This is a genomic window from Streptomyces sp. Ru62 (assembly GCF_002920615.1).
Classification (GTDB): domain Bacteria; phylum Actinomycetota; class Actinomycetes; order Streptomycetales; family Streptomycetaceae; genus Streptomyces.
On the sequence record NZ_PQSU01000001.1, the window covers coordinates 114,874 to 140,202 of the forward strand.

The window sequence follows — 25,329 nt, forward strand, 5'->3', positions numbered from 1 at the left end:
GGGTTCCCCCCGGCGCCGCGGAGGGAAAAGGTCCGGCGGTACTGTCCTGGCGTGGGATCCATCGCGCTGTCCGGCACCGACGACCTCTCCCTCCCCGCGTCTCTGCAGGAGGCCGTGGAGCACGGTGAGGTGTTCACGCGTGCCTGGGTGGTCGAGCTGATCCTGGACCTTCTCGGGTACACCGCGGACAAGGACCTCTGCGATCTGAGGCTCGTGGAGCCGGCCTGCGGTGGCGGCGCGTTCCTGACCGTGATCTCGTCCCGTATCAGCGCGTCGTGCCGTGCGCACGGGCGCCCTGTCGTCGACGCGGTCGACGCCGTCCGCGCCTTCGACCTGCTGGGCCGGAACGTGGAGCGGAGCCGGGCGCTGGTCACGGAAACGCTGCGGGAACAGGGCTGGGACCCCGAGGACGCGCGGAAGGTCGCCACGGCGTGGGTGGAGCAGGGCGACTACCTGCTTCAGCCCGACGCCGGGCACCGCGCCGACTACGTCGTCGGCAACCCCCCGTACATCCGGCTCGAGGACGTGCCCGACGACCGGATGGCCGCCTACCGCCGGGCCTGCTCCACGATGGGCGGCCGGGCCGACGTCTACGTCGGCTTCTACGAGGTGGCCCTGCGCAGCCTGAACCGAGACGGCCGGCTGGGCTTCATCTGCGCCGACCGCTGGATGCGCAACCAGTACGGACGACGGCTGCGGCAACTGGTGACCCGGCACTTCAGCATGGACCTCGCCCTCGTGATGCACGATGTCGACGCCTTCGACGACCAGGTCGCGGCCTACCCCGCGGTCACCCTTCTCTCGAACAGGCCGCAGGGCGAGGCGGTCGCCGCGGACACGAACCGGTCCTTCGGAGCGGAACAGGCGCGGGAGTTCGCCGACTGGTACCTGAAGGGCGAGCCGCCGACGGTCGCCACGGCTTCGTACCAGGCCGCTCGCATGCCCCACTGGTTCCCGGAGGAGGATTCCTGGCCGGCCGCCTCGCCGGCGAGGCTCGCGGTCCTGGAGGACCTCACCGAGCGCTTCCGGCTCCTGGAGGACGCCGAGACCGGGACCAGGGTGGGGATCGGCATCGCCACCGGCGCGGACAAGGTCTTCCTCACCAGGGACAGGGATCTGGTGGAGGAGGATCGCCTGCTGCCCATGGCCATGGTGCGCGACACCACCAGCGGCACGATCGACTGGGACGGCACGTACCTGGTGAACCCCTGGACGGCCGCCGGCGACCTGGTCGACCTCGAGGCGTTTCCGCGTCTCGCCGCCTACTTCGAGAAGCACGCTGAGACCCTGCGCAAACGCTACGTCGCGGTCAGGCAGCCTCATCGCTGGTACAAGACCATCGACAAGGTCGACCACCACCTCACCCGTCGTCAGAAGCTGCTGTTCCCGGACATGAAGCTGAGGATCCATCCGGTCCTCGACGAAGGTGGCCTGTACCCTCACCACAACCTGTACTTCATCGTCTCGGACGTCTGGGACATGCGCGTACTCGGTGGCCTGCTGCTGTCCAAGGTCGCGGAGGCATTCGTGGAGGCGTACGCGGTCAAGATGCGAGGGGGGACTCTCCGCTTCCAGGCGCAGTACCTCCGGAAGATCCGCGTACCGGACCCGGCGGCGATCAGCGAGAGCGACCGGGTCGCTCTCGCCGAAGCGTTCGACAAGCGGGATGTGGAGGCTGCCACCGAGGCCGCTCTGCGTGTCTACGGCCTCGCCGGGCTGCCTGACTAGGAGGAACGAATCTTGACGGTCACCCGCCAAGACTTCGAGGACGCGGTGGCGGCGTACTGGGGCGCCAAGGAGCTCCAGAGGGAGCAGTCGGCGATCAGGGCCGCCGTGGGAGCCGGCACGGCCGGCTCCGTACGGGGCGGCAAGCATTTCGACGCCATCGCCGTCCTGCTGTCGAAGTTCTTCCTCGACGCCGGTTATCCGCCGGAGAGCATCCGCGTCAGCAAGTCGCAGGGGCTGGAACTGCCCGGCTACTACCGGCCGCAGAAGCAGTGGGACCTGGTCGTCGTCCACCGGAACACCCTCGTGGCCGCCTTCGAGCTGAAGGCCCTCGGCGGGCCGTCGTTCGGCAACAACTACAACAACCGGGTCGAGGAAGCGCTCGGCAGCGCCATCGACCTGCGCCATGCGGCCCTGGCCGGGATGTATCCGGGAGAGGAACCCTGGCTCGGGTACTTCTTCATCATGCAGGACGAGGCAGGGTCCCGGAGGCCGGTCAGGCCGGCCGAGGGTGCGCTGCCCGTGGAGGACATCTGGCCGGGAATGTCCTATCAGGAGCGCTTCGGCGTCTTCTGTCAGAGGCTTCTGTCCGAGCGGCTCTACGATGCCGCCTGCTACATCACCTCCTCGGCCACGGACCCGAAGCCGCACGAGCCCGTCGCCAGGCTCGACTGGCGCCACTTCTCCGCGGCCATCAACGCGCGGCTCGCCTACCTCTACGACCTCGGCTTCCCCGGATAGCCACGGACCACGTCTCCTTCCCCGCGTCCGCGACCCGTCGGAGCCGGGTCCCCGTCAGGTCAGCAGGCGGGCGATCTCCAGTTGCCGGTCCTCGACCGGGCGGCCGTCCTCCACGTCCCACAAGGTGTTCTGGAGCAGGCGGCCGAGGGTCCAGGCGCGGGCCCGGGCGCGGTCCAGGCCGAGGACGTCGGTCATCGCGTCGAAGCGCCAGCGGACCTCGGCCGCGTCGAAGCGGTTGTCCAGGGCGGGCCACAGCTCGAAGCCGGGGTCGCCGGCCAGCGGCTTGGGGTCGATGGCGAGCCAGTCGGCGCGGTCGGCGGCGAGGACGTTCTCGTCGTGCAGGTCCCAGTGGAGCAGCCGGTCGCCGGGCTCGTGGACGACCTCGCGCACGGCGGCGGCGCAGTCGGCGACGATCCGGCGGGTCCCGGGGTCCGGGACGCGCTTCAGCGCCCGCGGGGTCCGTTCCAGCATGGCCTCGGCGATGTCGCCGAGGCGGCGCAGTCCGGGCGGGGCCGGGAAGGACGTGAGGTGGGCCAGCAGCCGGGCGATGACCAGGACGGCCTCGCGGGTGTCACCGAGGCCCGACAGCATCCGGGACTCGTCCAGGCGCTCCAGGAGCATGGTGCCGGTGGCCGGGTCGTGGTCCAGGAGCCGCACCGCCCCGTCGCCGTCCCACACGCGCAGCGCGACCGGTTCGCCCACGCTCTCCTCGTCCGTCAACTGGAGCTTGAGGACCGCGCGGAGGCCGTCGGCGCGGACGACCGGCAGGACCAGGGCGCTGACGCCGTTCATCGACGGCCCGTCGAGCGTGAGCCGCCAGCGGTGCAGGAACTCGGCCGCGAGGTCCGGCAGCGCGGCGATGAACGCCCGCCCCGCCGCGCCGTTGTACGTCTCCTGTGCCTTGGCCAGCTCGCCGGGGATGTCAATCACGAAGCGGACGATACTGGCGTGCGTGAATCGGCTCATGCGAGTTTTCCGGGGCCTGAGCGGGGTGTGGGCGTACGTCCGCAGTGCTCCCGGCACGTACGTGTGGCTGGGCATCCTGTTCGTGACGACGGTCGCGCTGCACCACATGTCGCCGGAGTTCGAGGAGCACTTCCTGCGGCGGCGGTCGACGAACATCCATGAGCTGTCCCGCAATCCGGTGCGGGTGCTGGTGGCCAGCGCTATGTGGATCGAGAGCGGGTACTGGGTGCCGTACGCCCTGCTGTACACGGTGTTCCACGCGCCGGCCGAGCGCTGGCTGGGTACGGCCCGCTGGCTGGCGGTGTGCGCGCTGGCGCACGTGCTGGCCTCGCTGATCAGCGAGGGGGTGCTGCTGGAGGCCATCCGCCGGGGCATGGCCCCGCACTCGGCGGTGAACACCCTGGACATCGGGGTGAGTTACGCGCTGGCCGGGGTGATGGCGGTGCTCACCTACCGGATCGCGGCGCCGTGGCGGTACGCGTACCTCTTGGCGGTGCTGGCCGTGTTCGGGCTGCCGCTTGCCGCCGGGCCGACCTTCACCGACTTCGGTCACCTCGTCGCCGTACTGATCGGTCTGGCCTGCTGTCCGCTGGCCAGGGGCCGCGGAAAAGCATGGAATCCGAAGGAGACACTGGCCGGGCTCAGGGGTTAACGTCCCGGCCATGAGCAGCTCGGCGAGCAGTGTCGTGAACGGTGGCATCTCCTTCTGGTACGCGGACGACGGCCTTCCGGTGGTGCGGGAGCCGCTGCCCGGGGACGCGTCCGCCGACGTCGTGATCGTGGGCGGCGGCTACACGGGCCTGTGGACCGCGTACTACCTGAAGAAGGCCGCGCCCTTCCTGCGCATCACCGTCCTGGAGCAGAAGTTCTGCGGGTACGGTGCCTCCGGCCGCAACGGCGGCTGGCTGTACAACGGGATCGCGGGCCGGGACCGGTACGCGAAGCTGCACGGCCACGAGGCCGCCGTACGGCTCCAGCGGGCGATGAACGACACCGTGGCCGAGGTGATCGCGGTCGCCGAGGCGGAGGGCATCGACGCCGACATGCACCGGGGCGGCGTCCTGGAGGTGGCGACCACCCCGGCGCAGCTGGCCCGGCTGAAGGCGTTCCACCAGCACGAGCTGTCGTACGGCGAGAAGGACCGGGAGCTGTACGGCGCCCGGGAGACCGCCGAGCGGATCCGGATCGCGGACGCGGTCGGCTCCACCTGGACCCCGCACGGGGCGCGGCTGCACCCGGTGAAGCTGGTCAAGGGGCTCGCGGCGGCCGTGGAGGCGCTCGGTGTGACCATCCACGAGTCGACGCCGGTGACGGAGATCCGCCCCAAGCACGCGGTCACTCCGTACGGCACCGTCCGCGCGCCCTACGTCCTGCGCTGCACCGAGGGCTTCACCGCCTCCCTCAGGGGGCAGCGGCGGACCTGGCTGCCGATGAACTCCGCGATGATCGCGACCGAGCCGCTGACCGAGGAGCAGTGGGCGGCGATCGGCTGGGCGGGCCGGGAGACCCTCGGCGACATGGCGCACGCCTACATGTACGCCCAGCGCACGGCGGACGGGCGGATCGCGCTCGGCGGGCGCGGGGTGCCGTACCGCTTCGGCTCCCGCACCGACAACGACGGCCGGACGCAGGCGGAGACCGTCGAGGCCCTGCGGGAGATCCTGACCCGCTTCTTCCCGTCCCTGGCCGGGGTGCGGATCGAGCACGCCTGGTCGGGCGTGCTCGGAGTGCCGCGCGACTGGTGCGCCACGGTGACGCTCGACCGCTCCACCGGCCTCGGCTGGGCGGGCGGTTACGTCGGCTCCGGCGTCGCCACCACCAACCTGGCCGCCCGCACCCTGCGCGACCTGGTGCAGCGGGACTCCGGACAGGGCGGGCGGACCGAGCTGACCGACCTGCCCTGGGTCGGCCACAAGGTCCGCAAGTGGGAGCCGGAACCCTTCCGCTGGCTGGGCGTCCAGGGCATGTACGCCACCTACCGCGCCGCCGACCAGCGCGAACGCCTCCACCCGGGCACGGAGTCCTCGCGCCTGGCGAAGGTGGCCGACCGGGTGGCGGGACGGCACTGAGGCCCGGTGCGCGGGCCGGTTACCCTCGCGGCATGATTCGTACCGCGACCCCCGACGACGTCCCCGTCATCCACACCATGGTCCGTGAGCTGGCCGAGTACGAGAAGGCGCCCGAGGAGGCCCGGGCGAGCGAGGACCAGCTGCGGGAGGCCCTGTTCGGGGAGCGGCCGGCCGCGTTCGCGCACATGGCGGTGGACGAGGCGAGCGGGGAGCCGGTCGGGTTCGCGCTGTGGTTCCTCAACTTCTCCACCTGGCGCGGGGTGCACGGCATCTACCTGGAGGACCTGTACGTCCGCCCGGAGGCACGCGGCGGCGGCCACGGGCGGGCGCTGCTGGCCGAGCTGGCGCGGATCTGCGTGGAGCGCGGGTACGAGCGGCTGGAGTGGTCCGTGCTGAACTGGAACCGGCCGGCGATCGGCTTCTACGAGGCGCTGGGCGCCCGGCCCCAGGACGAGTGGACGGTGTACCGGCTCACGGACGAGTCCCTGACCGCGCTGGGCTCGGGCGGCTGACACCGGCAGCGGGGCTTGTTCAAGGAGCCCGGCGCCGTCCGTCAGGGTTCCAGTACGACCTTGCCGATCGTGTCCCGCTGCTCCAGCGCCCGGTGCGCGGCGGCGGCCTGCGCGAGGGGGAAGCGGGTGACGGCCGGGCGCAGGCGGCCCCGGGCGGCCTCGGCGAGCGCGCGCAGTTCCAGTGCGCGCAGGCCGCCGGCGCGCTCCAGCATCTTCGGGCCGAGCACCGACTCCGAGACGCCCTCGACGTGGTACCCCTGCCCCTGCCCGATGCCCTCCGCCGACCAGCCGAACACCAGGTGCCGGCCGCCGGGGCCGAGCAGGGCGACGGCCTCCCGGGCGACCCGGCCGCCCACGCCGTCGTAGACGAGGGAGGCGGGCCGGCCGCCCAGATGCGCGCGGACCTTGGCGGGCCAGTCGGGATCGGTGTAGTCGACGGCGAGGTCGGCGCCGTTCGCGCGCACCCGGGCGGTCTTCTCCGGGCCGCCGGCGAGCCCGATCACGGTCGCCCCGGCGTTCCTGGCGTGCTGCACGAGCAGCGTGCCGATGCCGCCGGCCGCGGCCGGTACGACCACCACGTCGTCCGGTCCCGGCTCGGCGAACTGCGCGATGCCCAGCGCCGTACGGCCCGTGCCGATCATGGCGACGGCGGCGGCGGGGTCCAGGTTCTCCGGGACGTCGTGCACCCGCTCGACCTCGGTGACGGCGAGTTCGGCGTACCCGCCGGGCGCGAAGCCCAGGTGGGCCACCACCCGTCGGCCGAGCCACAGGCCGTCCACGCCGTCGCCGAGCGCGTCCACGACCCCGGCGACCTCCCGGCCGGGGACGGTCGGCAGGCGGGGCGGTTCGGGCAACGGGCCCTGGTGGCCCTCCCGCAGGGCCGCGTCGAGCAGGTGCACACCGGCCGCGGCGACCGCGATCCGCACCTGGCCGGGGCCCGGGACGGGATCCGGGAGCTCCTCGTAGGTGAGGTTCTCGGCCGGACCGAAGGCGTACAGGCGGACGGCGTGCATGGGACCCCCAGGGAGACGTGGCTCGGTGTGGTCCCCACCCTCGGACCTCAAGCGCGCTTGAGGTCAAGGGCGGGCCGGCCGAGGATCAGGGACACCGCCGTGACCGCGCTGTTGAAGGACACCTCCGCGAGCACGCCCGGGGCCGCCACCTGGTCGCCCACGAGGTAGACCCCGTCGCCGCGGTCCACGGCGGGCCGGTCCCGCCAGGTCCGGCCCGGCGGGTCCACGGCTCCCGTGCGGCCGTCCGCCACGGCCTCCCGCCGCCAGGTCACCCGCTCCCGCCACCCCCGGAACCCCAGGTCGAGCAGGTGCTCGGCGCGGGCCACGCCGTCGGCCCGGGCCTGGCCGGGCCCGATCGGGAACTGCCCCTGGACCAGCTGCTCCCCGGCCGGCGCGAGGGACGGGTCCTGCGCGGTGAAGCGCTCGATCCAGCCCGGCGCGTCCAGGTCGGAGACGGCGAAGGCGTCCCCGCGCCGGGTGCGCACGGCGAGGTCGAGCAGGACGGTACGGCCGCTCGGCCACTCCAGCGAGTCGTCGCGGAGCAGCCGCCGGGCGGCGGGCAGGCCGGTGGCGACGACCACCGGGGTGTCCTCGGGCAGTTCCTCCACCCGGGCTCCGGTCTCGATCCGCACGCCCATGTTCCAGGCGCGCGCGGCCATCCGGTCGACGACCCCGCCCCACCCGCCGCGCGGATAGTGCGCCTCCGGCGGCAGCTTGGCGGCCCGGCGCAGCCGCTCCTGCACGAAGGCGGCGGACAGGCCGCCCGGGTCGTGGTGGAACAGCGCCACCGCCGCGTAGTGCGCCGCCGCGCGGGCTCCCTCCTCCCCGGCGATCCCGGTCGCCCAGCCGAGGAAGTCGGCGTCGACGGGGGCCGGGCCGACCCGGCGCCGCAGCAGCTTGAGCATGGCGAAGGGCGGGGTGCGGCGCAGCACGCCGTGGTGGCGCAGCCGCAGCCGGGTGGCCTCCAGGGGCGGCAGCGTGGCGAGCGGGCCGATCAGGTCCCGCTGCCTGAGCCAGGCCCAGTGCGGGCCGCCGGCGTAGAGCGCGTGCGGGCCCTCGTTGGCCCGGTACGGCCCCTCCGTCGTCCGGGCCCGCCCGCCCAGGGTGCCGTGGGCCTCGTACACGGTGACCCGGGCGCCGGCCTCGGCGGCCGTGATCGCGGCGGTGAGTCCGGCGAAGCCGCCGCCGACGACGGTGATGTGGTGCGCGGGCTTGTGCATGGTTCTCCCTGAGGTCGGTGCGCCTGCTCGCGAGTACGACGGCCGGCGCCCCGCCGCATGTGACATGCCGGGCGTCTGCCCAGCTCAGGGCGGAGTGTCAGTGGCGGGGTGCAGCATGGGGGCATGGTGCGACGAGCGGCGGGTGCGGGTGCGGCAGGGGTGAAGGGCGCGCGGCGGCCGGAGGTGCGGCTGCCGTCCCTGGAGCCGTGGACCGAGGGGGAACTGGAGCCGGACGGTGACTACGACGGGCTGGAGTTCCGGGAGCGCGACCTGGCCGGGCAGGACGGCGCGGGCGCCCGGTTCATGGACTGCGCGCTGACGGACTGCGCGGTGGACGAGACCGCGCTGGGCCGGGCCCGGGTGCTGGACTCGGTGCTGACCGGGCTGCGCGGGGTGGGAACGCGACTGGCCGAGGCCACGCTCAGGGACGTCGAGCTGGTCGACGCCCGACTGGGCGGCACGCAGCTGCACGGTGCCGTGCTGGAGAGAGTCGTGATCCGGGGCGGCAAGATCGACTACCTGAACCTGCGCGAGGCCCGACTCAAGGACGTCGTCTTCGAGTCCTGCGTCCTGGTCGAGCCGGACTTCGCGGGCGCGCGCCTGGAGCGGGTGGAGTTCACCGACTGCGCCCTGAAGGGGGCCGACTTCGGCGGGGCGACCCTGACGGACGTCGACCTGCGCGGGGCCGCTCCGCTGGAGATCACCCGGGGCCTGGACCGGCTCTCCGGTTCGGTGATCAGCACGGGCCAACTGCTGGACCTGGCCCCGGTGCTGGCGGCGGCGATGGGCATCCGGATCATGTGACGCGCGGCATAGACTCCGCTTCGTCCGCACCGTGGCCAAGGAGCTGTGAGAACCGCCGTGACCACCTTCCCGCCCCCGGGCTGCGTGCCCTTCACCGACGCCCCGACGGCCCCCGGCGGGGTGCGCGGCGCGTGATGCTCGAACCCCTGCCGTCCCACGGCGGCATCCCGGCCCCGTTGCTCACCGAGCTGACCGCGCTGTACGCCTCCAACCGGGAGTTCCACGCGCTGAGCGGTGACTTCCCCGACCCGGACGACATCCGGCCCGAGCAGGTGGCGGCCGGGCTGGCCGGGGCGGGCAGCGAGGTGCTGCTGGCCCGCGTCGAAGGGCGGCTGGTGGCGGTGGTGATCACGCTGGACCGCCATCCCGACCCCGCCGACCCCGATCCGTGGATCGGGCTGCTCATGGTCGACGCCCGCGAGCACGGCAAGGGGTACGGCCGGCGTGCCGCCACGCTGGTCGAGGAGCGTTTCCGGGCCGCCGGGCGGCAGGCGGTACGGCTTGCCGTGCTCGACGCAAACCCCAAGGGGCTGTCCTTCTGGACGGCCCTCGGCTACGAGGTCGTCGACCGCCGTCGGGACCGTGCTCTCGGCCGGCCCTGCGCCGTACTGCGCAAGGTGCTGCGGACACCCCGGCGGACACCCCGGCGGGCGGCCCGGGTCGCCGTCGTGGACCCCGACGGCGCGGTGCTCCTCTTCCGGTACGACAACGTCGAGGTCGGCATCCACTGGGCCCTGCCCGGCGGCGGCCTGGAGGCGGGCGAGGGCCCGCGCGAGGCCGCGCTGCGGGAGCTGCGCGAGGAGACCGGCTGGGACGACCTGGAGCCGGGCCCCCTCCTGTGCACCTGGGAACACGACTTCACCCACACGGGCACTCCCGTCCGCCAGCACGAGCACGTGTACGTCACCGGCGGCCCGCACCGTGAACCCTCCGGCCCCGGACTCGCCGCCGCGCACGCCGCCGACGGCATCCTCACCTGGCGCTGGTGGAGCAGACAGGAACTGGCCCAGGAGGCGGAGCCGATGTGGCCGCCCGGCCTCGCGCGGCTGCTCGACGAGTGGGAGGCGCGCCGGGTGTGACGTTCCACGCCTCAAGTGCGCTGAAGCAGACAGAGGTTGAGGCTGAACCCCGTGTCCGTATAACGGATTCCGTAGCACGGCATTCGGATACGAACACGTAAAGTCTTGACGGCGCTCTGTCAAACAGACGGGTTCGGGTGTCACTCTCTCCTCGCCCGCCGCAAGTCTGTGCATCCCCTGTGGCCCCTCTGTGTCTCCACCCCACGAGACCGGACAGAAGGAGATCGAGTGAGACAGCAGTCCCACGACACCGGCGCCTCCCGTACTCCCCGCAAGACCGCCGTGCGCGCCGCCGCCCTGGCCGGCTCCGCGGCGATGGTCGTCCTCGCCCTGCAGAACGGCGCCGCGACCGCCGCGCCCGCGCCGCACCCCTCCGGCGCCAAGGCCGTCGCGCTCAGCGCCCCGGCCCGTGCCGCCGCGCTGAAGTCCGCCCAGCAGCACGCCGGTGCGGCGGCCCGTGAACTCGGGCTCGGCGCCCAGGAGAAGCTGGTCGTCCGGGATGTCGTCAAGGACGCGGACGGCACCGTCCACACCCGCTACGAGCGCACGTACGCCGGTCTGCCGGTGCTCGGCGGCGACCTGGTCGTCCACGCGGCCGGGAACGGCGCGCTGAAGGGCGTCAGCAAGGCGACCAAGGCCCGGATATCCGTGCCGAGCACCACCGCGGCCGTGTCCCCGGCCGCCGCGAAGCAGACCGCGCTCAAGGCCGCCGGTACCGCGAAGGCCACCGCGGCCACCGCCCGCAAGGTCGTGTGGGCCGCGGCCGGCAAGCCGGTCCTCGCCTACGAGTCCGTCGTCAAGGGCCGCCGGCACGACGGCACCCCGAGCGAGCTGCACGTCATCACGGACGCGCGCACCGGTGAGCGGCTGTACTCCTTCGAGGCCGTCGACACCGGCACGGGCACCAGCCAGTACAGCGGCACCGTCCCGCTCGGCACCACCGCCGCCGCCTCCGGAGGCTACGACCTGACCGACGGCGGGCGCGGCGGCCACAAGACGTACGACCTGAACGGCGGCACCACCGGCACCGGCACCCTCTTCCACGACGCCGACGACCTCTGGGGCGACGGCACCGTGAACAACCGCCAGACCGCGGCCGTGGACGCCGCCTACGGCGCCGCCGTCACCTGGGACTTCTACAAGTCCGCGTTCAACCGCAACGGCATCGCGGGCGACGGCAGGGCCGCCTACTCCCGCGTCCACTACGGCAACGCCTACGTCAACGCGTTCTGGAACGACAGCTGCTTCTGCATGACGTACGGCGACGGCGCCAACAACGCCGACCCGCTGACCTCGCTCGACGTCGCCGGGCACGAGATGAGCCACGGCCTGACCGCGGCCACCGCCGGACTGAAGTACAGCCGCGAGTCGGGCGGCCTGAACGAGGCCACCTCCGACATCTTCGGCACCTCGGTGGAGTTCTTCGCGAACAACTCCGCCGACGCCGGTGACTACCTCATCGGCGAGAAGATCGACATCAACGGCGACGGCACCCCGCTGCGCTACATGGACAAGCCCAGCAAGGACGGTGCCTCCGCCGACTACTGGTCGCGTACCGTCGGCCGCCTGGACGTGCACTACTCGTCCGGTGTCGCCAACCACTTCTTCTACCTGCTGTCCGAGGGCAGCGGCGCCAAGACGGTCAACGGGGTGTCCTACAACTCGCCGACGTACGACGGCTCCACCGTCACCGGCATCGGCCGGGACAAGGCGGTCCAGATCTGGTACAAGGCCCTGACCACGTACTTCACCTCGTCCACGGACTACGCGGGCGCCCGCGCCGGCACCCTCCAGGCCGCGGCCGACCTGTACGGCCCGGGCAGCGCGGAGTACAACGCGGTGGCGGCGGCCTGGGCGGCCGTGAACGTCAAGTAGCCGCGCGGGTACGGCTCCACGGTGGCCGGGCCGCCCGTCCTCACGGGTGGTCCGGCTTGCCGTCGCCGTACAGCCAGTCCTTCCAGATACCGCCGAAATCCTGGTCCGGGGCCTTCTTCTCGACGTACGCGGTGAAGTCGGCGGTGCTCACGGTGGCGTCGCGGTGGTCGGCGGCCCAGCCCTGGACGATGTCGTAGAAGGTGTCGTCGCCGACCTTCTGCCGGATCTTCTGCAGGACCATCGCGCCGCGCTCGTAGACCGGGCTGCCGGAGATGTGCCCGGCATCGGACTGCTTCGCCGGCGGGAACGCCCAGATGTCCTCGCGGTCGCTCTCGTACAGGCGGGTGAACGTCTGCTGGGCGGTGGGACCGCCGTGGTCCTCGTCGTACAGCCACTCCGCGTACGTCGCGAAGCCCTCGTTGAGCCACATGTCCCGCCAGGACCGGGGGGTGACCGAGTCGCCGTACCACTGGTGGGCGAGTTCGTGCACGAGGACCGAGGTGTTCAGCTGGTCGGCGGGGAAGACGGGCCGGTTCTGGGTCTCCAGGGCGTATCCGGCGTCCTGCGGGCGGTCGACGATCGCGCCGGCCGAGGAGAAGGGGTACGGCCCGAAGTTGTACTCCTGCCAGTCCAGGATCTCCGGGATCCTCGCGAGCACCTTGGCGCTCGCCTCGGCCTGGGTGGGGTCGACGGCGGTGAGGAGGGGCAGGCCGTGCGGGCCGGTGCCGCGGGTGATGTCGTAGTGGCCGATGGCGACGGTGGCGACATAGCTCGCCATGGGCCGGGCGGTGTGCCAGTGGTAGGCGGTACGGCCGCCCTGCGTGCTCTGGTCCGTCAGCTCGCCGTTGGAGATCGCCTGGAGCCCCTTCGGGACGGTGACCGAGATGTCGTACGTCGCCTTGTCGGAGGGGTGGTGGTTGCCCGGGAACCAGGCCATGGAGCCGACGGGTTCACCGAGGGCGAGGGCGCCGTCGGCGGTGGGCAGCCAGCCCTCCTCGGAGCCGTCGGGGTCGCTGAGGGTGCGCGGGGTGCCCGAGTAGCGGACGGTCGTGCGGAAGGTCTCGCCCTTGCTGAGGTCGTCGTGCGGGCGGACGGTGAGTTCCTGTCCGGCGCGGTTCCAGCGGGCGTCCTCGCCCTCGACGGTGACCGAGTCGACGCGCAGTCCGGCGAGGTCGAGGTCGAAGGCGGACAGGTCCCGGTTGGCCCGGGCGGTGATGACGGCCGTGCCGGTGAGCCGGCGGGTGGCCGGGGTGTAGTCCAGGGTGAGGGCGTAGTGGCCGACGTCGTAGCCACCGTTGCCGGCCTTCGGGAAGTACGGGTCGCGCACCCCGGAGCCGCCCGGGGTGCCCCGCACGCCGCCGTCGCACGCGGTGCCGGTGAGGGCGAGGGCGAGGAGCGCGCAGAGGGCCGGGACAAGGCGTACGGATCTGGACATGTCAGCGATCTTAGGCGCGGGGGCCCAGCCCGGCAGGGTCCGGCGTTCCGGAGGTGGGGCCGGGCCGGCAGCGTCCGGTGGACCGTGGGCGAGGCGGTCCGGGCCGGCGGGGCCCGGTGGACCGTGGGCGAGGCCGGGCCGGTCGGCGTGACACCATCTTCTGCGTGCTCGACATCGGCTACGCCCTCTCCAACCGGTTCCCGGACCCCCCGCAGACCGACTACCGCCGCGCGGACGTCCACGCGCTGCGGTACGACCTGTTCTGCGGGGACGTCTATCTCGCGGACACCGAGTCCGACCGGGAGCTGTCCACAGCCTGGGGATGGGTGCCGGTGCTGGACTTCGCGTGGGCGCTGTGCGACATCGTGGAACGGCTGGACCGGGACCCGATGGGCTCCCGCGCCGCCCGCCCGCAGCGGGCGGAACTGGACTTCACCGAGTCCACCGACCGCATGCTGTTCGAGCGCCGCTTCGGCTGGGTCGACATCGCCGCCGACTGGATGCCGGCCGAGGAGTCCCCGCTGACCTTCTCCCACGCCGAACTCCGCCGCGAGGCCCGCGACTTCCTGCACGACCTGCTCGCCGACCTCATCGACCTCCACGAGGACCTGGCGGAGAACCCGGCGATCTGGACCCTTCAGGCCCGCTTCCCCCGGGTGCGCTGACGAGGACCCCCGGCCGTGAGCCGGGGGCCTGCTCGCACGGCCCGGCCGTCAGACGTTGACGCCGAAGTCCTGGGCGATGCCCACCAGGCCCGAGGCGTAGCCCTGGCCCACCGCACGGAACTTCCACTCCGCGCCGTTGCGGTACAGCTCGCCGAAGATCATGGCCGTCTCGGTGGCCGCGTCCTCGGACAGGTCGTAGCGCGCGATCTCGGCGCCGCCCGCCTGGTTGACGATGCGGATGTAGGCGTTGCGGACCTGGCCGAAGTTCTGGCCGCGGTTCTCGGCGTCGTAGATGGAGACCGGGAAGACGACCTTCTCGATGTCCGCCGGGAGCGCGGCCAGGTTGACGTTGATCGCCTCGTCGTCGCCGGAGCCCTCGCCCGTGCGGTTGTCGCCCGTGTGGACGATCGAGTTGTCCGGGGTCTGCTTGTTGTTGAAGAAGACGAAGTGGGCGTCCGAGTAGACCTTGCCCTGGGTGTTCACCGCGATGGCGGAGGCGTCCAGGTCGAAGTCGGTGCCGGTCGTGGTGCGGACGTCCCAGCCGAGGCCCACGGTGACGGCGGTCAGGCCCGGAGCCTCCTTGGTGAGCGAGACGTTGCCACCCTTGGACAGGCTTACAGCCATGTTGGGAGTCCCTTCCTTAGATATCCCGTGCGTATCCGTGCACTCTGTGCCGACGAAGCTACCGTCACCGGGGACAACGTCGAGGGGGGTCCCTGTGGTTCCGGATCCCTTTACCTTTTTTACCGAACCGGAAATCCAGGTGACGTGAGGCGGGCCGGGCCGGGAACATGAAAGACATGTCCGGGCCCTACCTCATCCGTGGCTCGGTCTCGCTTCCCGAGGCCGAGCTGATGTGGCGTTTCTCCAGGTCCTCCGGGCCCGGTGGCCAGCACGTCAACACCAGCGACTCGCAGGTCGAGCTGCGCTTCGACCTCGCCCGCACGGAGGCGCTCCCTCCGGTGTGGAAGGAGCGGGCGCTGCGACGGCTGGCCGGCCGCCTCGTCGACGGGGTGGTGTCCGTACGGGCCTCGGAGCACCGCTCCCAGTGGCGCAACCGGGAGGCCGCCGCCGTACGCCTCGCCGCGCTCCTCGCGGAGGCCACCGCGCCGCCGCCCAAGCCCCGCAAGCCGACCCGCATCCCGCGCGGCATCAACGAACGCCGGCTGCGGCAGAAGAAACAGCGCGCGGAGACCAAGCGGGGCCGCTCGGGCCGGGACTGGGGCTAGCTGCGCCCTGTCACATCTCCCGGTTCCCTGTCGTCAGGGTGGTGCAGGAGCACTCGGGACCGCCGAGGACGCCGACGGAGAGGCCGCAGCCACCCATGACCGACAACGACTTCCTCGCCCAGCGCTTCGAGGCCCACCGGGGGCATCTGCGGGCCGTCGCCCACCGGATGCTCGGCTCCGCCGCCGAGGCCGAGGACGCCGTCCAGGAGGCGTGGTTCCGGCTGATCCGGTCCGACACCGGTGAGGTGGAGAACCTCGGCGGCTGGCTGACGACCGTCGTCGGCCGGGTCTGCCTCGACATGCTCCGCTCCCGCCGCTCCCGGGGCGAGCAGCCGCTGGAGACCTGGCGGCCGGCGCCCTCCGCCGAGCCGGATCCCGCGCAGGACGCCCTGCTCGCCGACTCGGTCGGGCCGGCCCTCCTCGTCGTCCTGGACACGCTCTCCCCGGCCGAGCGGCTCGCCTTCGTGCTGCACGACCTGTTCGGGGTGCCCTTCGAGGAGATCGGCGGCATCCTCGGCCGCAGTCCGGCCGCGGCGCGGCAGCTCGCCAGCCGGGCCCGGCGCCGGGTGCGGGGCGGGCAGGCGCCGGAGGCCGACCTGGCCCGGCAGCGGGAGGTGGTGGACGCCTTCCTCGCCGCCGCGCGCAACGGCGACTTCGACGGGCTGCTTGAGGTGCTCGACCCCGAGGTGGAGGCCCGTTCCGAGGCCGGTGTTAAGAGCGGTGCGGCCCGGGTCGCCGCCGGCGCGGCGAGCTTCGCCCATCTGGCGCGCGTCGCGCGTCCGGTGCTGGTCGGCGGCACCACCACCGGCCTGGCCGTGTTCGCCGACGGCCGCCCGGAGCGGGTCCTGGCCTTCACCTTCGCCGCCGACCGCATCGCGGTGATCGACATCATCACCGAGCCCGCCCGGCTGGCGGACCTCACCGTCGAGGAGGTCTAGCCCGGAACGGGCCGCTCAGGACAGGTCCAGCACCCCCACCGTCTGGCCTCCGCTCGTCTCCCCGTTCTTCCGGAAGCCCAGGCGGAGGTAGAACTCCTCGGGGCCGTCCGGGCCGGGGTGCCAGCTGACGTACAGCTCCGTGCCGCCCCGGCGGCGGATCTCACCGGCCACGGCGTCCACGGCGAAACGGCCGTAGCCCAGGCCCTGTTCGCCCGCGGCGATGTTCAGCCGCCACAATCCGGAGCGGTGCACGCTGCCGTCGCCGTGCCAGTCGATGTCGAGGAAGGCCATCAGGAAGCCGACCACGTGGTCCTGGTCGACGATCAGGCGGGGCCAGGCGACACCGGGGGGATGGACGTAGGCCTCGGCCAGGGACTGCACGACCGGCGAGACGGCGTGTTCCTGGTCGGGGCGGACTCGGACGGCGACGGCGGTGTCGAAGGTGGCCGGGGTGACCTCTTCCAGACGCGGTGTCATCCGCGCACGGTAGGCACGCGGCCCCTCCGTCCGCCACGTGATTCCCGCCGCTCAGCCCAACTGCCGGTACCGGCCCCGGAAGTACAGCAGCGGGCCCCCCTCGGCGCTCGGCACCCGGGCGGTGAGGACACGGCCGATGACCAGGGTGTGGTCCCCGGCGGTCACCCGCTGCTCGGTCCGGCACTCCAGGGTGGCCAGCGCGCCGCCGACCAGCGGGGCGCCGGTGACCTCGCCCCGGACGTAGGGGATGTCCTCGAAGAGCAGCCGGTCGCTGATGCGGCCCTTCATGGCGAAGCGGCCGGCGATGTGCCGCTGGCTCTCGGTGAGGACCGACACCGCCCACAGCGGCTGCTCGTCGAGCAGGTCGTCCATGCGGGCGCCCGTGCGCAGGCTGACCAGGACCAGTGGCGGGTCGAGGGAGACGGACATGAAGGCGGTGGCGGTCATGCCGACGTCCTCCACGCCCGGCGCCTCGGGGTCGTCCGGGTCCAGCGGCGGTTCCTGCGCGGTCACCAGGACCACGCCCGCGGCCAGCCGGGACATCGCGGCCCGGAACTCGTCGTTGCTCACCCCCTCAGCATGCCCGGAAGGCAGGGGGGTCGTGGGGGAGGGAGTCTTCAGCACGCCGGAAACGCTAGCCCCCGCCCCGCGCGACCCGCATCGGCCCTCCGTCCGAACCGGGTCCTAGGACCAGCGGCGCACACAGGCGGCGAACGGCCAGATACGTGCATCATGTGAGCACGGGCGCACGCTGTGCGTTCAGGAAACGCACAGGGCAAACGCATAAACTCCACTCAATTGTTCACGTTCTCCTGTGACTTGAGTCACAAGAGACGGGAATTGTTGACCCTGTGTACCGAGTGGGCTTCGCGCTGTGATTCAGTGGCGGGGAAGCCACGAAGAGGTTCAGACACAACCCTTGATTCGCTGCGAGGTCTCGGGGGGAGGGTGAGCATGGAGACCGAGTCGGAGCCGTATGTCCGTCTTGCGTCCCTGCGACAGCTGCACCAGGTCATGGCCGACATGAACACGGCGCGCAGCCTGGCGGACACACTGCAGACCGTCGCCGACGGCGCCGTGTCCGCCCTCGGCTACGAGATGGCGGCCGTCAACCTGGTCCGTCAGGACGGCGATCTCGTGGTCGCCGCCTTCTCCGGCAACTCCGCCGCCGAGGCCCTGATCACCGGCCGGGCCGGCTCACGCGAGTCCTGGGACCGGCGGCTGAGCATGGGCGAACGCTGGGGCGACCTCGTCTTCATACCGCACACCGAGGGCTGGGTCCTCGACGACGACGACGTCCCCCAGTGGTACACCGACGGGCCCGCGCCGCGCTTCGAGGACGAGTGGCACCCCTCCGACCGGCTCTTCGCGCCCATGTACACCCCCGGCGTGCAGGGCGGCACCTGCGGCGAACTGCTCGGCGTCATATCCGTCGACCGGCCGCGCAACGGCCGCCGCCCCGGCGCCTGGGGCCGTGAGGCCCTCCAGATGTACGCCTTCCAGGCCGCCATCGCGATCAGCAACGCGCGCCTGCGCGCCAACATGCAGCGCGCCCTGGTCCGCCTGGAACGCGAGCAGCAGGCCCTGCGCGCCAGCGAGGAATCCTTCCGGCAGGCCTTCGAGTACGCCCCCTCCGGCATGGCCATCGCCGAGATGGGCGGCGACCAGCACGGCCGCATCCTGCGCACCAACGACGCCCTGTGCCGGCTGCTCGGCCGGCCCGCCTCCGCGATGCGCCGCTACTCCTTCGCCGACCTGGTCCACCCCGAGGACGTCGGCACCCTGCTGCGGACCTCCGCGGAAGGCGGCCGTGCGGAACTGCGCCTGGGCCGCCGCGACGGCACCTACGTCTGGGTGTCCCTGCGCAACAGCGTCGTCGCCGACGCCGCCGACGGCCCCCGCTTCCTCCTCACCCACGTCGAGGACATAGAGGAGCGCAAGCGGCGCGAGCTCCAGCTCGCCCACCGCGCCTCCCACGACTCGCTGACCGGCCTGCCCAACTCCGCCGAACTGCGCTCGCGCCTGTCCGCCCGGCTCTGCCGGCGCCCCGCCCACGCCGGCGCCGTGGAGTCCCTGGACGCTGCCTACGGCCACCCCGCCTTCGACGCCCCCGCGGGCCACGGCTTCGACTTCACGCCGGGCACGGAGGGCTTCGACGCCTACGACCACCATGTGCACACCGTCGCCCCCGAGGACGGCCGCGACGACGGCACCAAGGGCCTCGCGGTCCTCTTCTGCGACCTCGACGGCTTCAAGTCGATCAACGACCGGTTCGGGCACAACGCGGGCGACGCGGTGCTCATCGAGGTCGCCCGGCGGCTGAGCAACGGCGTCCGGGACGGCGACACGGTCGCCCGGCTCGGCGGCGACGAGTTCGTGATCCTCGCCGACGGCCTCGGCCGGGCCGACGCCCAGGATCTCGCCGTACGGCTGCGCAACGAGATCATCCAGCCGATCCGCGCCGAGGGCCGGGCCGTCCGGGTGGGCGCGAGTTTCGGCATCGGCTGGGCCCACTGCGGCATGACGGCGGACGAGGTGCTGAAGTCCGCCGACGAGCGGATGTACGTAGAGAAACGATCTCGTCCCAAACAGCACCGCCGCGCTGGATGATGCGCAGGTCAGCGAGTTGATGCGGTCCGAGTCACCCGTTTGGGCCAGCGAGAGCGGGTAGGCTCGCCATTCCACACCCGTACCGCATCCGCCCGCACCTGTTGAGGAGTACCAAGGGATGACGCCCGGCGACAACGGCGCGAGCACGCCCGAGGACGACGACCCGTTCGGCTACCTGTACGCAGACGGCCAGGCCCGGGGAGCCCAGCCGCCGTCCGGCGGTTACGGCTACCCGAACTCGGTCAGCAGGGTGCGCACGGTCGGCGAGCGCAGCTACGGCGCGCAGCAGGCCCCGCACGGTCAGCCGCCGCAGGCGACCTACGGCCAGGGCGTTCCCCAGCAGGGCGCCTACGGCCAGCCGAACGCCCACTACCAGGCCCCGGAGACGCTCCCCGGCGGCGCCCCGGCCTCCCACCGCCCCGCGCCCCCCGCGTCCGGCCGCCGCGGCCCCAACACCAAGGGCCTGCTGATCGGCGCCATCGCGGTGGTCGCCGCGGTCGTCATCGGCATCGGCGTCGCGATGATCAACGGCAACACGGACGACGACAAGTCCGGCAACGAGGCCGGCTCCACCCCGACCCAGTCGCAGACCAGCAGCCCGAGCCCTTCGGGGAGCAGTTCGGCGGCGAGCGACTCGATGCAGTCCGACGCCTCGGCGCTCACGCCGGCCGGCGGCGCGTCGACGGCTTCGGACGTCAAGGGAGCGACCTCCTCCGACGGCAGCTATGTGACGGGGCTGAACCAGCCCGGCGCCTCGGTCACCTGGAACGTCAACGCCCCGTCGGACGGCCCGTACACCCTGTTCGTGTACTACAGCGCGACCGGTGACGACCAGGAGATGTCGGTCACCGTCAACGGCACCCCGTTCGGCGGCAAGCTCGGCCTGGACAACTGGCGGCACGCCAAGGACGGCGACTTCGCCAACGGCTGGACTCGCTCCTACGTGTGGCCGATCCTGAAGCAGGGCTCCAACACGATCTCCATCTCCTGCGGCTCCGGCGACAAGTGCAACGTCCTGATCAGCAACGTCAAGCTGAAGCCGGGGCGGGTCAAGAAGGACAGCTAGGCCGCGCTGACCACCCCGGTCACCGTCACCTGCCCCCGCAGCTCCTCGTACGCCGCCCGGTCGAACTCGCCCGCCACGGGGGACCGTACCGTCGCCGTCGACAAGGCGACCGCGCGGGTGAGGCGGTCCGGCCAGGGGACGTGTTCCACCAGGCCGGACAGCAGGCCCGCCACCGCCGAGTCGCCCGCGCCGGTCGGGTTGCCCGGGATGCGGGCCGGCGGGGCGGCGCGCCAGCGGCCCTCCGGGGTGACGGCGAGGAGGCCGTCCGTGCCGAGGGAGGCGACCACCGCGTGGGCGCCGCGGCGTCGGGCGTCCTGGGTGGCGCGCAGCGGGTCGTGGGAGCCGGTGAGTTCGGCCAGTTCGTCGGCGTTGGGCTTGATGATGTCCGGGCGGGCCGCCACCCCGCGGCGCAGGGGCTCACCGCTGGTGTCCAGCAGGACGGGGACACCCTGCGCACGGGCCAGCCGGACCAGGTTCGCGTACGCGCCGACCGGGACCCCCGGGGGCAGGCTCCCGCACAGGGCCACCGCCGAGGCGCCGCCCAGCAGTTCCTCGTAACGGTCGAGGAAGGCCCCCCACTCGGCCGGCTCGATCTGCGGGCCGGGCTCGTTCAGCTGGGTCGTGTCCCCCGACAGTTCGTCGACCACGGCTATCGTGCGCCGGGTCGCCCCGGCGACCGGCACCAGCGCGTCCGTCAGGCCGGGCGTGCCGGTCAGCCGGTCGCGTATCGCCCGGCCGGTCCCGCCGCCCGCGAAGCCGGTGACCGTCACCTCGTGGCCGAGCGCGGCCAGCACCCGGGCCACGTTCACGCCCTTCCCGCCGGGCCGCTCCACCACCTCGGAGACGCGGTGCGAGGCGTGCGGCCGCAACGACCGTACGCGGTAGGTGATGTCGAGAGCGGTGTTCAGCGTGACCGTGAGGATCACCCGGGCCGACCTCCCTCGAAGTCCGTGCGGCTGTCTCGGTTTTCCGGGGCCTCGATCATGTCAAAGAGACGGCGGCCGGCCCAGTGCGCGGGTCGGCCGCCGTCTCCTCGACGCCGGTACGGATCAGGGCAGTTGGGGCGCTACCACCCATTCGCCCTGCCGCATCACGCCCTTCAGCTCGAAGTCCGCATCCAGCAGGACCAGGTCGGCGTCCTTGCCGGGCTCCAGCGAGCCGACGCGGTCGAAGAGGCCGAGCAGCCGGGCCGGGTTGGCCGACAGAGCGGTCACGGCGTCCTCCACCGACAGCTTGTCGACGGTCACCGCCCGCTGGAACGCGCGGTCCAGCGTCAGCGTGGAGCCCGCGATCGAACCGCCCTCCACCAGCCGTGCCACGCCCTCGCTGACCTCGACCTCCAGCGGGCCGAGCATGTAGCGCCCGTCGCCGGTGCCGGCCGCGTCCATCGCGTCGGTGATGAACGCCACCCGGTGCGCGCCCGCGTGATGGAACGCCAGCTCCAGCGCGGCGGGGTGCAGATGGACGCCGTCGTTGATCAGCTCGACCGTGACCCGCTCGTCCTCCAGCAGGGCGGCGATCGGGCCGGGCGCGCGGTGGTTCAGGGCGGGCATGGCGTTGAAGAGGTGGGTGGCGACGGTGGCGCCCGCGTCGATCGCCTCGACCGTCTGCTCGTAGCCGGCGTCGGTGTGCCCGATCGCCGCGATCACGCCGTGGTCGGCGAGCAGCCGTACGGAGTCGATGCCGCCCGGCAGCTCGGTCGCGAGGGTGACCATCTTCGCCTTGCCGCGCGCCGCGTCGATCAGCTTGCGGACCTCGGCCGGGTCCGGGTCGCGCAGCAGCTTCTCGGAGTGCGCGCCCTTGCGGCACGGCGAGATGAACGGCCCCTCGAAGTGGATGCCCGCGATGTCGCCCTGCTCGGCCAGCTCGCTCAGCAGGCCGGCCTGACGCACCAGCAGGTCCATCTCGTCGGTGACGGTGGAGGCGACGAGGGTGGTGGTGCCGTGGAGGCGGTGCGTGTGGACGGCGGTGAGGATCTGCTCGGCGGTGCCGGAGAAGGAGGCTCCGCCTCCGCCGTGGTTGTGGATGTCCACGAAGCCGGGGACCAGCCAGTGGCCGGTGACGTCGATCAGCTGGGCGTCGGCCGGAGGGGTGCTGGTGATGCGCTTGCCCGCTACGGCCAGCCGCCCGCCCTTCACCGTGCCGGTGGGGAGCACCACGTTCGCGCCGGTGAGCACCTGCGGGCCGGTGGGGGCTGATCGCGCCCCGCGGCGAAGCCGCAGATCGGCTCCGTCCCGCGCCCCTGACGGGGCGCCGTACGTGCCCGGAGTTTCCCGCTCGGTTGCCATCAGGTGCTTACCTCCGGAGTCGTGGATGTGGCTGTCAGCAGGTCCTGCGCGAGCAGCCCCGCGCCCAGGCAGCCGGCCGTGTCGCCCAGCGCGGCCGGGACGATCGTCGGCAGTTTCTGGAAGGTGACCCGGTGCCGGACGGCGTCCCGCAGGGGCTGGAACAACACTTCCCCCGCCTCGGCCAGCCCGCCACCGATGATCAGCGTGCGGGGGTCCAGCAGGGTGAGGGCGGTGACCAGCCCGTCGGCGAGCGCGTCCACCGCCTCCTGCCAGACCCGGACGGCGTTCGGGTCGCCGGACGCGACGGCCTTCGCGCAGTCCGACGCGTCCGCCCGGGGGTCGCCGCAGGCCGCCGCCCAGGCCGCGCTGACGGCGGACGCGGAGGCGTACCGCTCCAGGCAGCCGCGCTGCCCGCAGGGGCAGACCGTGCCCGAGGGGCGTACGACGATGTGGCCGATCTCGCCCGCGAAGCCGTGCGCGCCGGCCTCCACCCGGCCGTCGATGCCGATGGCGCCGGCGATACCGGTGCCCAGCGGCACGAACAGGAACCGGTCGGCGCCCCGGCCCGCGCCGATCCGGCCCTCCGCGAGGCCGCCGGTGCGGACGTCGTGGCCGAGGGCGACGGGCACCCCGAGCCGGTCGGTGAGCAGGGCCCGCAGGGGTACGTCCCGCCAGCCCAGGTTGGCGGCGTAGACGGCGGTGCCGGTCGTCTCGTCGACGATGCCGGGGACGGCGATGCCGGCCGCGCCGGCGGGTTCGCCGTAGTGCTCGACGCCGTACGCGCGCAGCTCGGCGGCGAAGTCGAGGATGCCCGCGAGCACCGCCTCGGGGCCGCGCTCGCGGCCGGTGGCGCGGCGGGCGCGGTGGAGCAGCGCGCCGTCGTCACCGACCAGGGCGGCCTTCATCCCGGTACCGCCCACGTCGAGGGCGATGACATGTCTCACCACGGGCCTAGTGTGACCCTCCCACCCGGGAGAGGTCTAGTCCACTCACGTGGTGTAGACCTTATGTGTCCACATATTGAACCGTCAGACAGCAGGGTTGGGGATTTGAGCGTGCGTCGGCGTACGGCAGGAACGATCGCGGTGGTGTCCGCACTGGGCATGACGGCGGTCCTCGGCGGCTGCGGGAGTACGGGCTCCTCCGACGTGACCCTCAGACTCGTCGCCGCCGACTACGGCGACTCCGCCGCCAACAGCTCCAAGAAGTACTGGGACGCCCTGGTCAAGGAGTACGAGAAGCAGCACTCCGGCGTGAAGGTCGAGGTCAGCGTCTACTCCTGGAACGACGTCGACCGCAAGGTCAAGGAGATGGTCGACGCCGGCCACGCCCCGGACATGGCCCAGATCGGCGCCTACGCCGACTACGCCGCCGCCGGCAAGCTCTACCCGGTCTCCGACCTGCTCTCCATACGCACCCAGGCGGACCTCCTCTCCCAGCTCTCCGACGCCGGCCAGTGGAAGCACACGCAGTACGGCATCCCGTTCGCCGCCTCCACGCGCGTGCTCTTCTACAACAAGGACCTCTTCACCAAGGCGAACCTCACGGCACCCACCACCTGGGACGAGCTGGCCGCCGACGCGAAGGCGCTCAAGGCGGAGGGCGTGAAGTACCCGTACGCGCTGCCCCTCGGTCCCGAGGAGGCCCAGGCCGAGACCATGCAGTGGCTGCTCAGCGGCGGCAACGGCGGCAGCGGCTACACCGACGACGTCGGCACCTACACCATCGACTCCGCCACGAACGTCGAGACCTTCACCTGGCTCAAGGACGAGCTGGTCGGCAAGGGCCTGACCGGCCCGGTCGCCCCCGGCAAGCTGAACCGCGCCGACGCGTTCGCCGCGTTCGCCGACGGCCAGGTCGGCATGGTCAACGGGCATCCCACGCTCATCCAGCAGGCGGCCAAGAAGGGCGTGAAGTTCGGCATGGTGCCGATGCCGGGCCGCACCGGCAGGGCCAGGGCCTCCATGGGCGTCGCCGACTGGATGATGGGCTTCAAGCAGAACGGGCACGCCCAGCAGATCGGCGACTTCCTCGACTTCGCCTACAGCGAGAAGAACGTCCTCGACTTCTCCCGGAAGTACGGGCTGCTGCCGGTCACCGGCTCCGCGTCCAACACCATGGCGGCGTCGGACGCCTCCGCCGACAAGGCCCTGCGCCCCTTCCTGGAGCAGCTGCCGACCTCGGAGCTGTACCCCGTCGGCAAGACCTCCTGGGCGGCGGTCAGCGCGGCCGTGAAGCAGAACATCGGCCAGGCGGTCGCCCCCGGCGGCAGCCCCGCCGGCGTCCTGACCCGCCTGCAGTCGACGGCCATGGCGGCCGACAGCAGCAGCGTCAACTGAGCCCGCTGTCAGTGCCCGCGCTACCGTGGCAGGCATGGAACTGGGCACCCGCGAGAAGGCGATCCTCGCGCTGGAGCGCCGGGCCTTCCCCGGCCCCGGCGCGAAGGAACGCGCGATACGGGAGGAGCTGGACCTGTCCCCCGTCCGCTACTACCAGCTTCTCAACGCCCTCCTGGACGACGCGCGGGCCCTGGCCCACGACCCGGTGACGGTCAACCGCCTGCGCCGCGTCCGGGAAACGAGACGCGCGGAACGCTGAGCCCCGGATGGGTGGGCGG

Annotated in this window: 25 protein-coding genes; 15 read left to right on the forward strand and 10 right to left on the reverse strand. The window is 72.5% G+C overall.

Going from position 1 to position 25,329, the window contains the following annotated elements; all coding sequences use genetic code 11:
• Positions 1-51 precede the first annotated feature (51 nt).
• Entirely contained in the window at positions 52-1,728 is a 1,677-nt protein-coding gene (locus C3492_RS00630) for an Eco57I restriction-modification methylase domain-containing protein (protein WP_103809726.1), read from the forward strand.
• A 12-nt stretch (positions 1,729-1,740) separates the two neighbouring features.
• Positions 1,741-2,466 carry a PaeR7I family type II restriction endonuclease gene (locus C3492_RS00635; protein WP_103809727.1) on the forward strand — a complete coding sequence of 242 codons (726 nt, stop codon included), beginning with the start codon at positions 1,741-1,743 and terminating at the stop codon, positions 2,464-2,466.
• 54 nt (positions 2,467-2,520) lie between these two features.
• On the opposite strand, the gene C3492_RS00640 is transcribed toward C3492_RS00635, so the two are convergent.
• Positions 2,521-3,432, reverse strand: a complete 912-nt coding sequence (locus C3492_RS00640) for an aminoglycoside phosphotransferase family protein (RefSeq protein ID WP_103809728.1) — start codon at positions 3,430-3,432, stop codon at positions 2,521-2,523.
• Here C3492_RS00640 and C3492_RS00645 point away from each other — a divergent pair.
• From C3492_RS00645 to C3492_RS00655, 3 genes are read left to right on the forward strand one after another with little or no spacing between them, the layout of a single operon-like run.
• Positions 3,431-4,084, forward strand: a complete 654-nt coding sequence (locus tag C3492_RS00645) for a rhomboid-like protein (RefSeq protein ID WP_181140122.1) — start codon at positions 3,431-3,433, stop codon at positions 4,082-4,084. The genes C3492_RS00640 and C3492_RS00645 overlap by 2 nt on opposite strands.
• Before the next feature lie 10 nt (positions 4,085-4,094).
• Positions 4,095-5,501 carry an FAD-binding oxidoreductase gene (locus C3492_RS00650; protein ID WP_181140123.1) on the forward strand — a complete coding sequence of 469 codons (1,407 nt, stop codon included), beginning with the start codon at positions 4,095-4,097 and terminating at the stop codon, positions 5,499-5,501.
• Positions 5,502-5,533: 32 nt separating this feature from the next.
• Positions 5,534-6,013, forward strand: a complete 480-nt coding sequence (locus C3492_RS00655; protein ID WP_103809729.1) for a GNAT family N-acetyltransferase — start codon at positions 5,534-5,536, stop codon at positions 6,011-6,013.
• A gap of 41 nt (positions 6,014-6,054) precedes the next feature.
• On the opposite strand, the gene C3492_RS00660 is transcribed toward C3492_RS00655, so the two are convergent.
• Positions 6,055-7,026, reverse strand: a complete 972-nt coding sequence (locus C3492_RS00660) for a zinc-binding dehydrogenase (RefSeq protein WP_103809730.1) — start codon at positions 7,024-7,026, stop codon at positions 6,055-6,057.
• 47 nt (positions 7,027-7,073) lie between these two features.
• The gene (locus C3492_RS00665; protein ID WP_103809731.1) at positions 7,074-8,246 is read right to left on the reverse strand and encodes an FAD-dependent oxidoreductase; all 1,173 of its coding nucleotides are present in this window, start codon (positions 8,244-8,246) and stop codon (positions 7,074-7,076) included.
• A 123-nt stretch (positions 8,247-8,369) separates the two neighbouring features.
• Here C3492_RS00665 and C3492_RS00670 point away from each other — a divergent pair, with 123 nt between their 5' ends.
• The 3 genes from C3492_RS00670 to C3492_RS00680 all read left to right on the forward strand — a co-directional run bounded on the left by C3492_RS00670 (position 8,370) and on the right by C3492_RS00680 (position 12,004).
• Positions 8,370-9,050, forward strand: coding sequence for a pentapeptide repeat-containing protein (locus tag C3492_RS00670; RefSeq protein ID WP_181140124.1), 681 nt, complete (start codon positions 8,370-8,372; stop codon positions 9,048-9,050).
• A gap of 131 nt (positions 9,051-9,181) precedes the next feature.
• Positions 9,182-10,129, forward strand: a complete 948-nt coding sequence (locus C3492_RS00675; protein ID WP_103809733.1) for a bifunctional GNAT family N-acetyltransferase/NUDIX hydrolase — start codon at positions 9,182-9,184, stop codon at positions 10,127-10,129.
• A 315-nt stretch (positions 10,130-10,444) separates the two neighbouring features.
• Positions 10,445-12,004, forward strand: a complete 1,560-nt coding sequence (locus C3492_RS00680; protein ID WP_103810020.1) for a M4 family metallopeptidase — start codon at positions 10,445-10,447, stop codon at positions 12,002-12,004.
• 40 nt (positions 12,005-12,044) lie between these two features.
• Here the strand turns inward: C3492_RS00680 and C3492_RS00685 are convergent, their stop codons facing one another.
• Positions 12,045-13,439: a M1 family metallopeptidase gene (locus C3492_RS00685; RefSeq protein ID WP_181140125.1), complete on the reverse strand. Its 1,395-nt coding sequence runs from the start codon at positions 13,437-13,439 to the stop codon at positions 12,045-12,047.
• Between the two features lie 164 nt (positions 13,440-13,603).
• Here C3492_RS00685 and C3492_RS00690 point away from each other — a divergent pair, with 164 nt between their 5' ends.
• Positions 13,604-14,104: a hypothetical protein gene (locus tag C3492_RS00690; RefSeq protein ID WP_103810022.1), complete on the forward strand. Its 501-nt coding sequence runs from the start codon at positions 13,604-13,606 to the stop codon at positions 14,102-14,104.
• A 48-nt stretch (positions 14,105-14,152) separates the two neighbouring features.
• On the opposite strand, the gene C3492_RS00695 is transcribed toward C3492_RS00690, so the two are convergent.
• The gene (locus tag C3492_RS00695; RefSeq protein WP_103809734.1) at positions 14,153-14,728 is read right to left on the reverse strand and encodes a TerD family protein; all 576 of its coding nucleotides are present in this window, start codon (positions 14,726-14,728) and stop codon (positions 14,153-14,155) included.
• Positions 14,729-14,895: 167 nt separating this feature from the next.
• On the opposite strand from C3492_RS00695, the gene arfB reads away from it, so the two are divergent.
• Entirely contained in the window at positions 14,896-15,333 is a 438-nt protein-coding gene (gene arfB / locus C3492_RS00700; protein WP_103809735.1) for an alternative ribosome rescue aminoacyl-tRNA hydrolase ArfB, read from the forward strand.
• Between the two features lie 95 nt (positions 15,334-15,428).
• Positions 15,429-16,271 (forward strand): sigma-70 family RNA polymerase sigma factor, encoded by an 843-nt coding sequence (locus tag C3492_RS00705; protein WP_103809736.1) that lies wholly within the window; start codon positions 15,429-15,431, stop codon positions 16,269-16,271.
• A 15-nt stretch (positions 16,272-16,286) separates the two neighbouring features.
• Here the strand turns inward: C3492_RS00705 and C3492_RS00710 are convergent, their stop codons facing one another.
• Together C3492_RS00710 and C3492_RS00715 are read right to left on the reverse strand one after the other, a co-directional pair.
• Complete coding sequence (locus tag C3492_RS00710; RefSeq protein WP_103809737.1) at positions 16,287-16,748, reverse strand: GNAT family N-acetyltransferase; 462 nt, start codon at positions 16,746-16,748, stop codon at positions 16,287-16,289.
• 51 nt (positions 16,749-16,799) lie between these two features.
• On the reverse strand, positions 16,800-17,372 hold the full coding sequence (locus tag C3492_RS00715) for a flavin reductase family protein (RefSeq protein WP_103809738.1): 573 nt from the start codon (positions 17,370-17,372) through the stop codon (positions 16,800-16,802).
• Between the two features lie 330 nt (positions 17,373-17,702).
• Between C3492_RS00715 and cdgB the strand changes: the two genes are divergently transcribed.
• Positions 17,703-19,358 (forward strand): diguanylate cyclase CdgB, encoded by a 1,656-nt coding sequence (gene cdgB, locus C3492_RS00720; protein WP_103809739.1) that lies wholly within the window; start codon positions 17,703-17,705, stop codon positions 19,356-19,358.
• A 118-nt stretch (positions 19,359-19,476) separates the two neighbouring features.
• Entirely contained in the window at positions 19,477-20,424 is a 948-nt protein-coding gene (locus C3492_RS00725; protein WP_103809740.1) for a CBM35 domain-containing protein, read from the forward strand.
• On the opposite strand, the gene C3492_RS00730 is transcribed toward C3492_RS00725, so the two are convergent.
• The 3 genes from C3492_RS00730 to C3492_RS00740 all read right to left on the reverse strand — a co-directional run bounded on the left by C3492_RS00730 (position 20,421) and on the right by C3492_RS00740 (position 23,656).
• On the reverse strand, positions 20,421-21,350 hold the full coding sequence (locus C3492_RS00730; RefSeq protein WP_103809741.1) for a 1-phosphofructokinase family hexose kinase: 930 nt from the start codon (positions 21,348-21,350) through the stop codon (positions 20,421-20,423). The two genes, C3492_RS00725 and C3492_RS00730, sit on opposite strands and share 4 nt — an antisense overlap.
• A gap of 123 nt (positions 21,351-21,473) precedes the next feature.
• Positions 21,474-22,601: an N-acetylglucosamine-6-phosphate deacetylase gene (nagA, locus tag C3492_RS00735; RefSeq protein WP_103809742.1), complete on the reverse strand. Its 1,128-nt coding sequence runs from the start codon at positions 22,599-22,601 to the stop codon at positions 21,474-21,476.
• A gap of 110 nt (positions 22,602-22,711) precedes the next feature.
• The gene (locus C3492_RS00740) at positions 22,712-23,656 is read right to left on the reverse strand and encodes an ROK family protein (protein ID WP_181140150.1); all 945 of its coding nucleotides are present in this window, start codon (positions 23,654-23,656) and stop codon (positions 22,712-22,714) included.
• A gap of 141 nt (positions 23,657-23,797) precedes the next feature.
• Here C3492_RS00740 and C3492_RS00745 point away from each other — a divergent pair, with 141 nt between their 5' ends.
• Together C3492_RS00745 and C3492_RS00750 are read left to right on the forward strand one after the other, a co-directional pair.
• Positions 23,798-25,051 carry an ABC transporter substrate-binding protein gene (locus tag C3492_RS00745; protein ID WP_103809744.1) on the forward strand — a complete coding sequence of 418 codons (1,254 nt, stop codon included), beginning with the start codon at positions 23,798-23,800 and terminating at the stop codon, positions 25,049-25,051.
• 34 nt (positions 25,052-25,085) lie between these two features.
• The gene (locus tag C3492_RS00750) at positions 25,086-25,310 is read left to right on the forward strand and encodes a DUF3263 domain-containing protein (protein ID WP_103809745.1); all 225 of its coding nucleotides are present in this window, start codon (positions 25,086-25,088) and stop codon (positions 25,308-25,310) included.
• The last annotated feature ends 19 nt before the right edge of the window (positions 25,311-25,329 follow it).

What these genes read in the sequence shown, in the direction of transcription:
- C3492_RS00645 (WP_181140122.1), top strand. Translation starts at nt 3,431, where the DNA reads ATGCGAGTTTTCCGGGGCCTGAGCGGGGTGTGGGCGTACGTCCGCAGT.
- C3492_RS00640 (WP_103809728.1), bottom strand. Translation starts at nt 3,432, where the DNA reads ATGAGCCGATTCACGCACGCCAGTATCGTCCGCTTCGTGATTGACATC.
- C3492_RS00650 (WP_181140123.1), top strand. Translation starts at nt 4,095, where the DNA reads ATGAGCAGCTCGGCGAGCAGTGTCGTGAACGGTGGCATCTCCTTCTGG.
- C3492_RS00655 (WP_103809729.1), top strand. Translation starts at nt 5,534, where the DNA reads ATGATTCGTACCGCGACCCCCGACGACGTCCCCGTCATCCACACCATG.
- C3492_RS00660 (WP_103809730.1), bottom strand. Translation starts at nt 7,026, where the DNA reads ATGCACGCCGTCCGCCTGTACGCCTTCGGTCCGGCCGAGAACCTCACC.
- C3492_RS00665 (WP_103809731.1), bottom strand. Translation starts at nt 8,246, where the DNA reads ATGCACAAGCCCGCGCACCACATCACCGTCGTCGGCGGCGGCTTCGCC.
- C3492_RS00670 (WP_181140124.1), top strand. Translation starts at nt 8,370, where the DNA reads ATGGTGCGACGAGCGGCGGGTGCGGGTGCGGCAGGGGTGAAGGGCGCG.
- C3492_RS00680 (WP_103810020.1), top strand. Translation starts at nt 10,445, where the DNA reads ATGGTCGTCCTCGCCCTGCAGAACGGCGCCGCGACCGCCGCGCCCGCG.
- C3492_RS00685 (WP_181140125.1), bottom strand. Translation starts at nt 13,439, where the DNA reads ATGTCCAGATCCGTACGCCTTGTCCCGGCCCTCTGCGCGCTCCTCGCC.
- C3492_RS00695 (WP_103809734.1), bottom strand. Translation starts at nt 14,728, where the DNA reads ATGGCTGTAAGCCTGTCCAAGGGTGGCAACGTCTCGCTCACCAAGGAG.
- arfB (WP_103809735.1), top strand. Translation starts at nt 14,896, where the DNA reads ATGAAAGACATGTCCGGGCCCTACCTCATCCGTGGCTCGGTCTCGCTT.
- C3492_RS00705 (WP_103809736.1), top strand. Translation starts at nt 15,429, where the DNA reads ATGACCGACAACGACTTCCTCGCCCAGCGCTTCGAGGCCCACCGGGGG.
- C3492_RS00710 (WP_103809737.1), bottom strand. Translation starts at nt 16,748, where the DNA reads ATGACACCGCGTCTGGAAGAGGTCACCCCGGCCACCTTCGACACCGCC.
- cdgB (WP_103809739.1), top strand. Translation starts at nt 17,703, where the DNA reads ATGGAGACCGAGTCGGAGCCGTATGTCCGTCTTGCGTCCCTGCGACAG.
- C3492_RS00725 (WP_103809740.1), top strand. Translation starts at nt 19,477, where the DNA reads ATGACGCCCGGCGACAACGGCGCGAGCACGCCCGAGGACGACGACCCG.
- C3492_RS00750 (WP_103809745.1), top strand. Translation starts at nt 25,086, where the DNA reads ATGGAACTGGGCACCCGCGAGAAGGCGATCCTCGCGCTGGAGCGCCGG.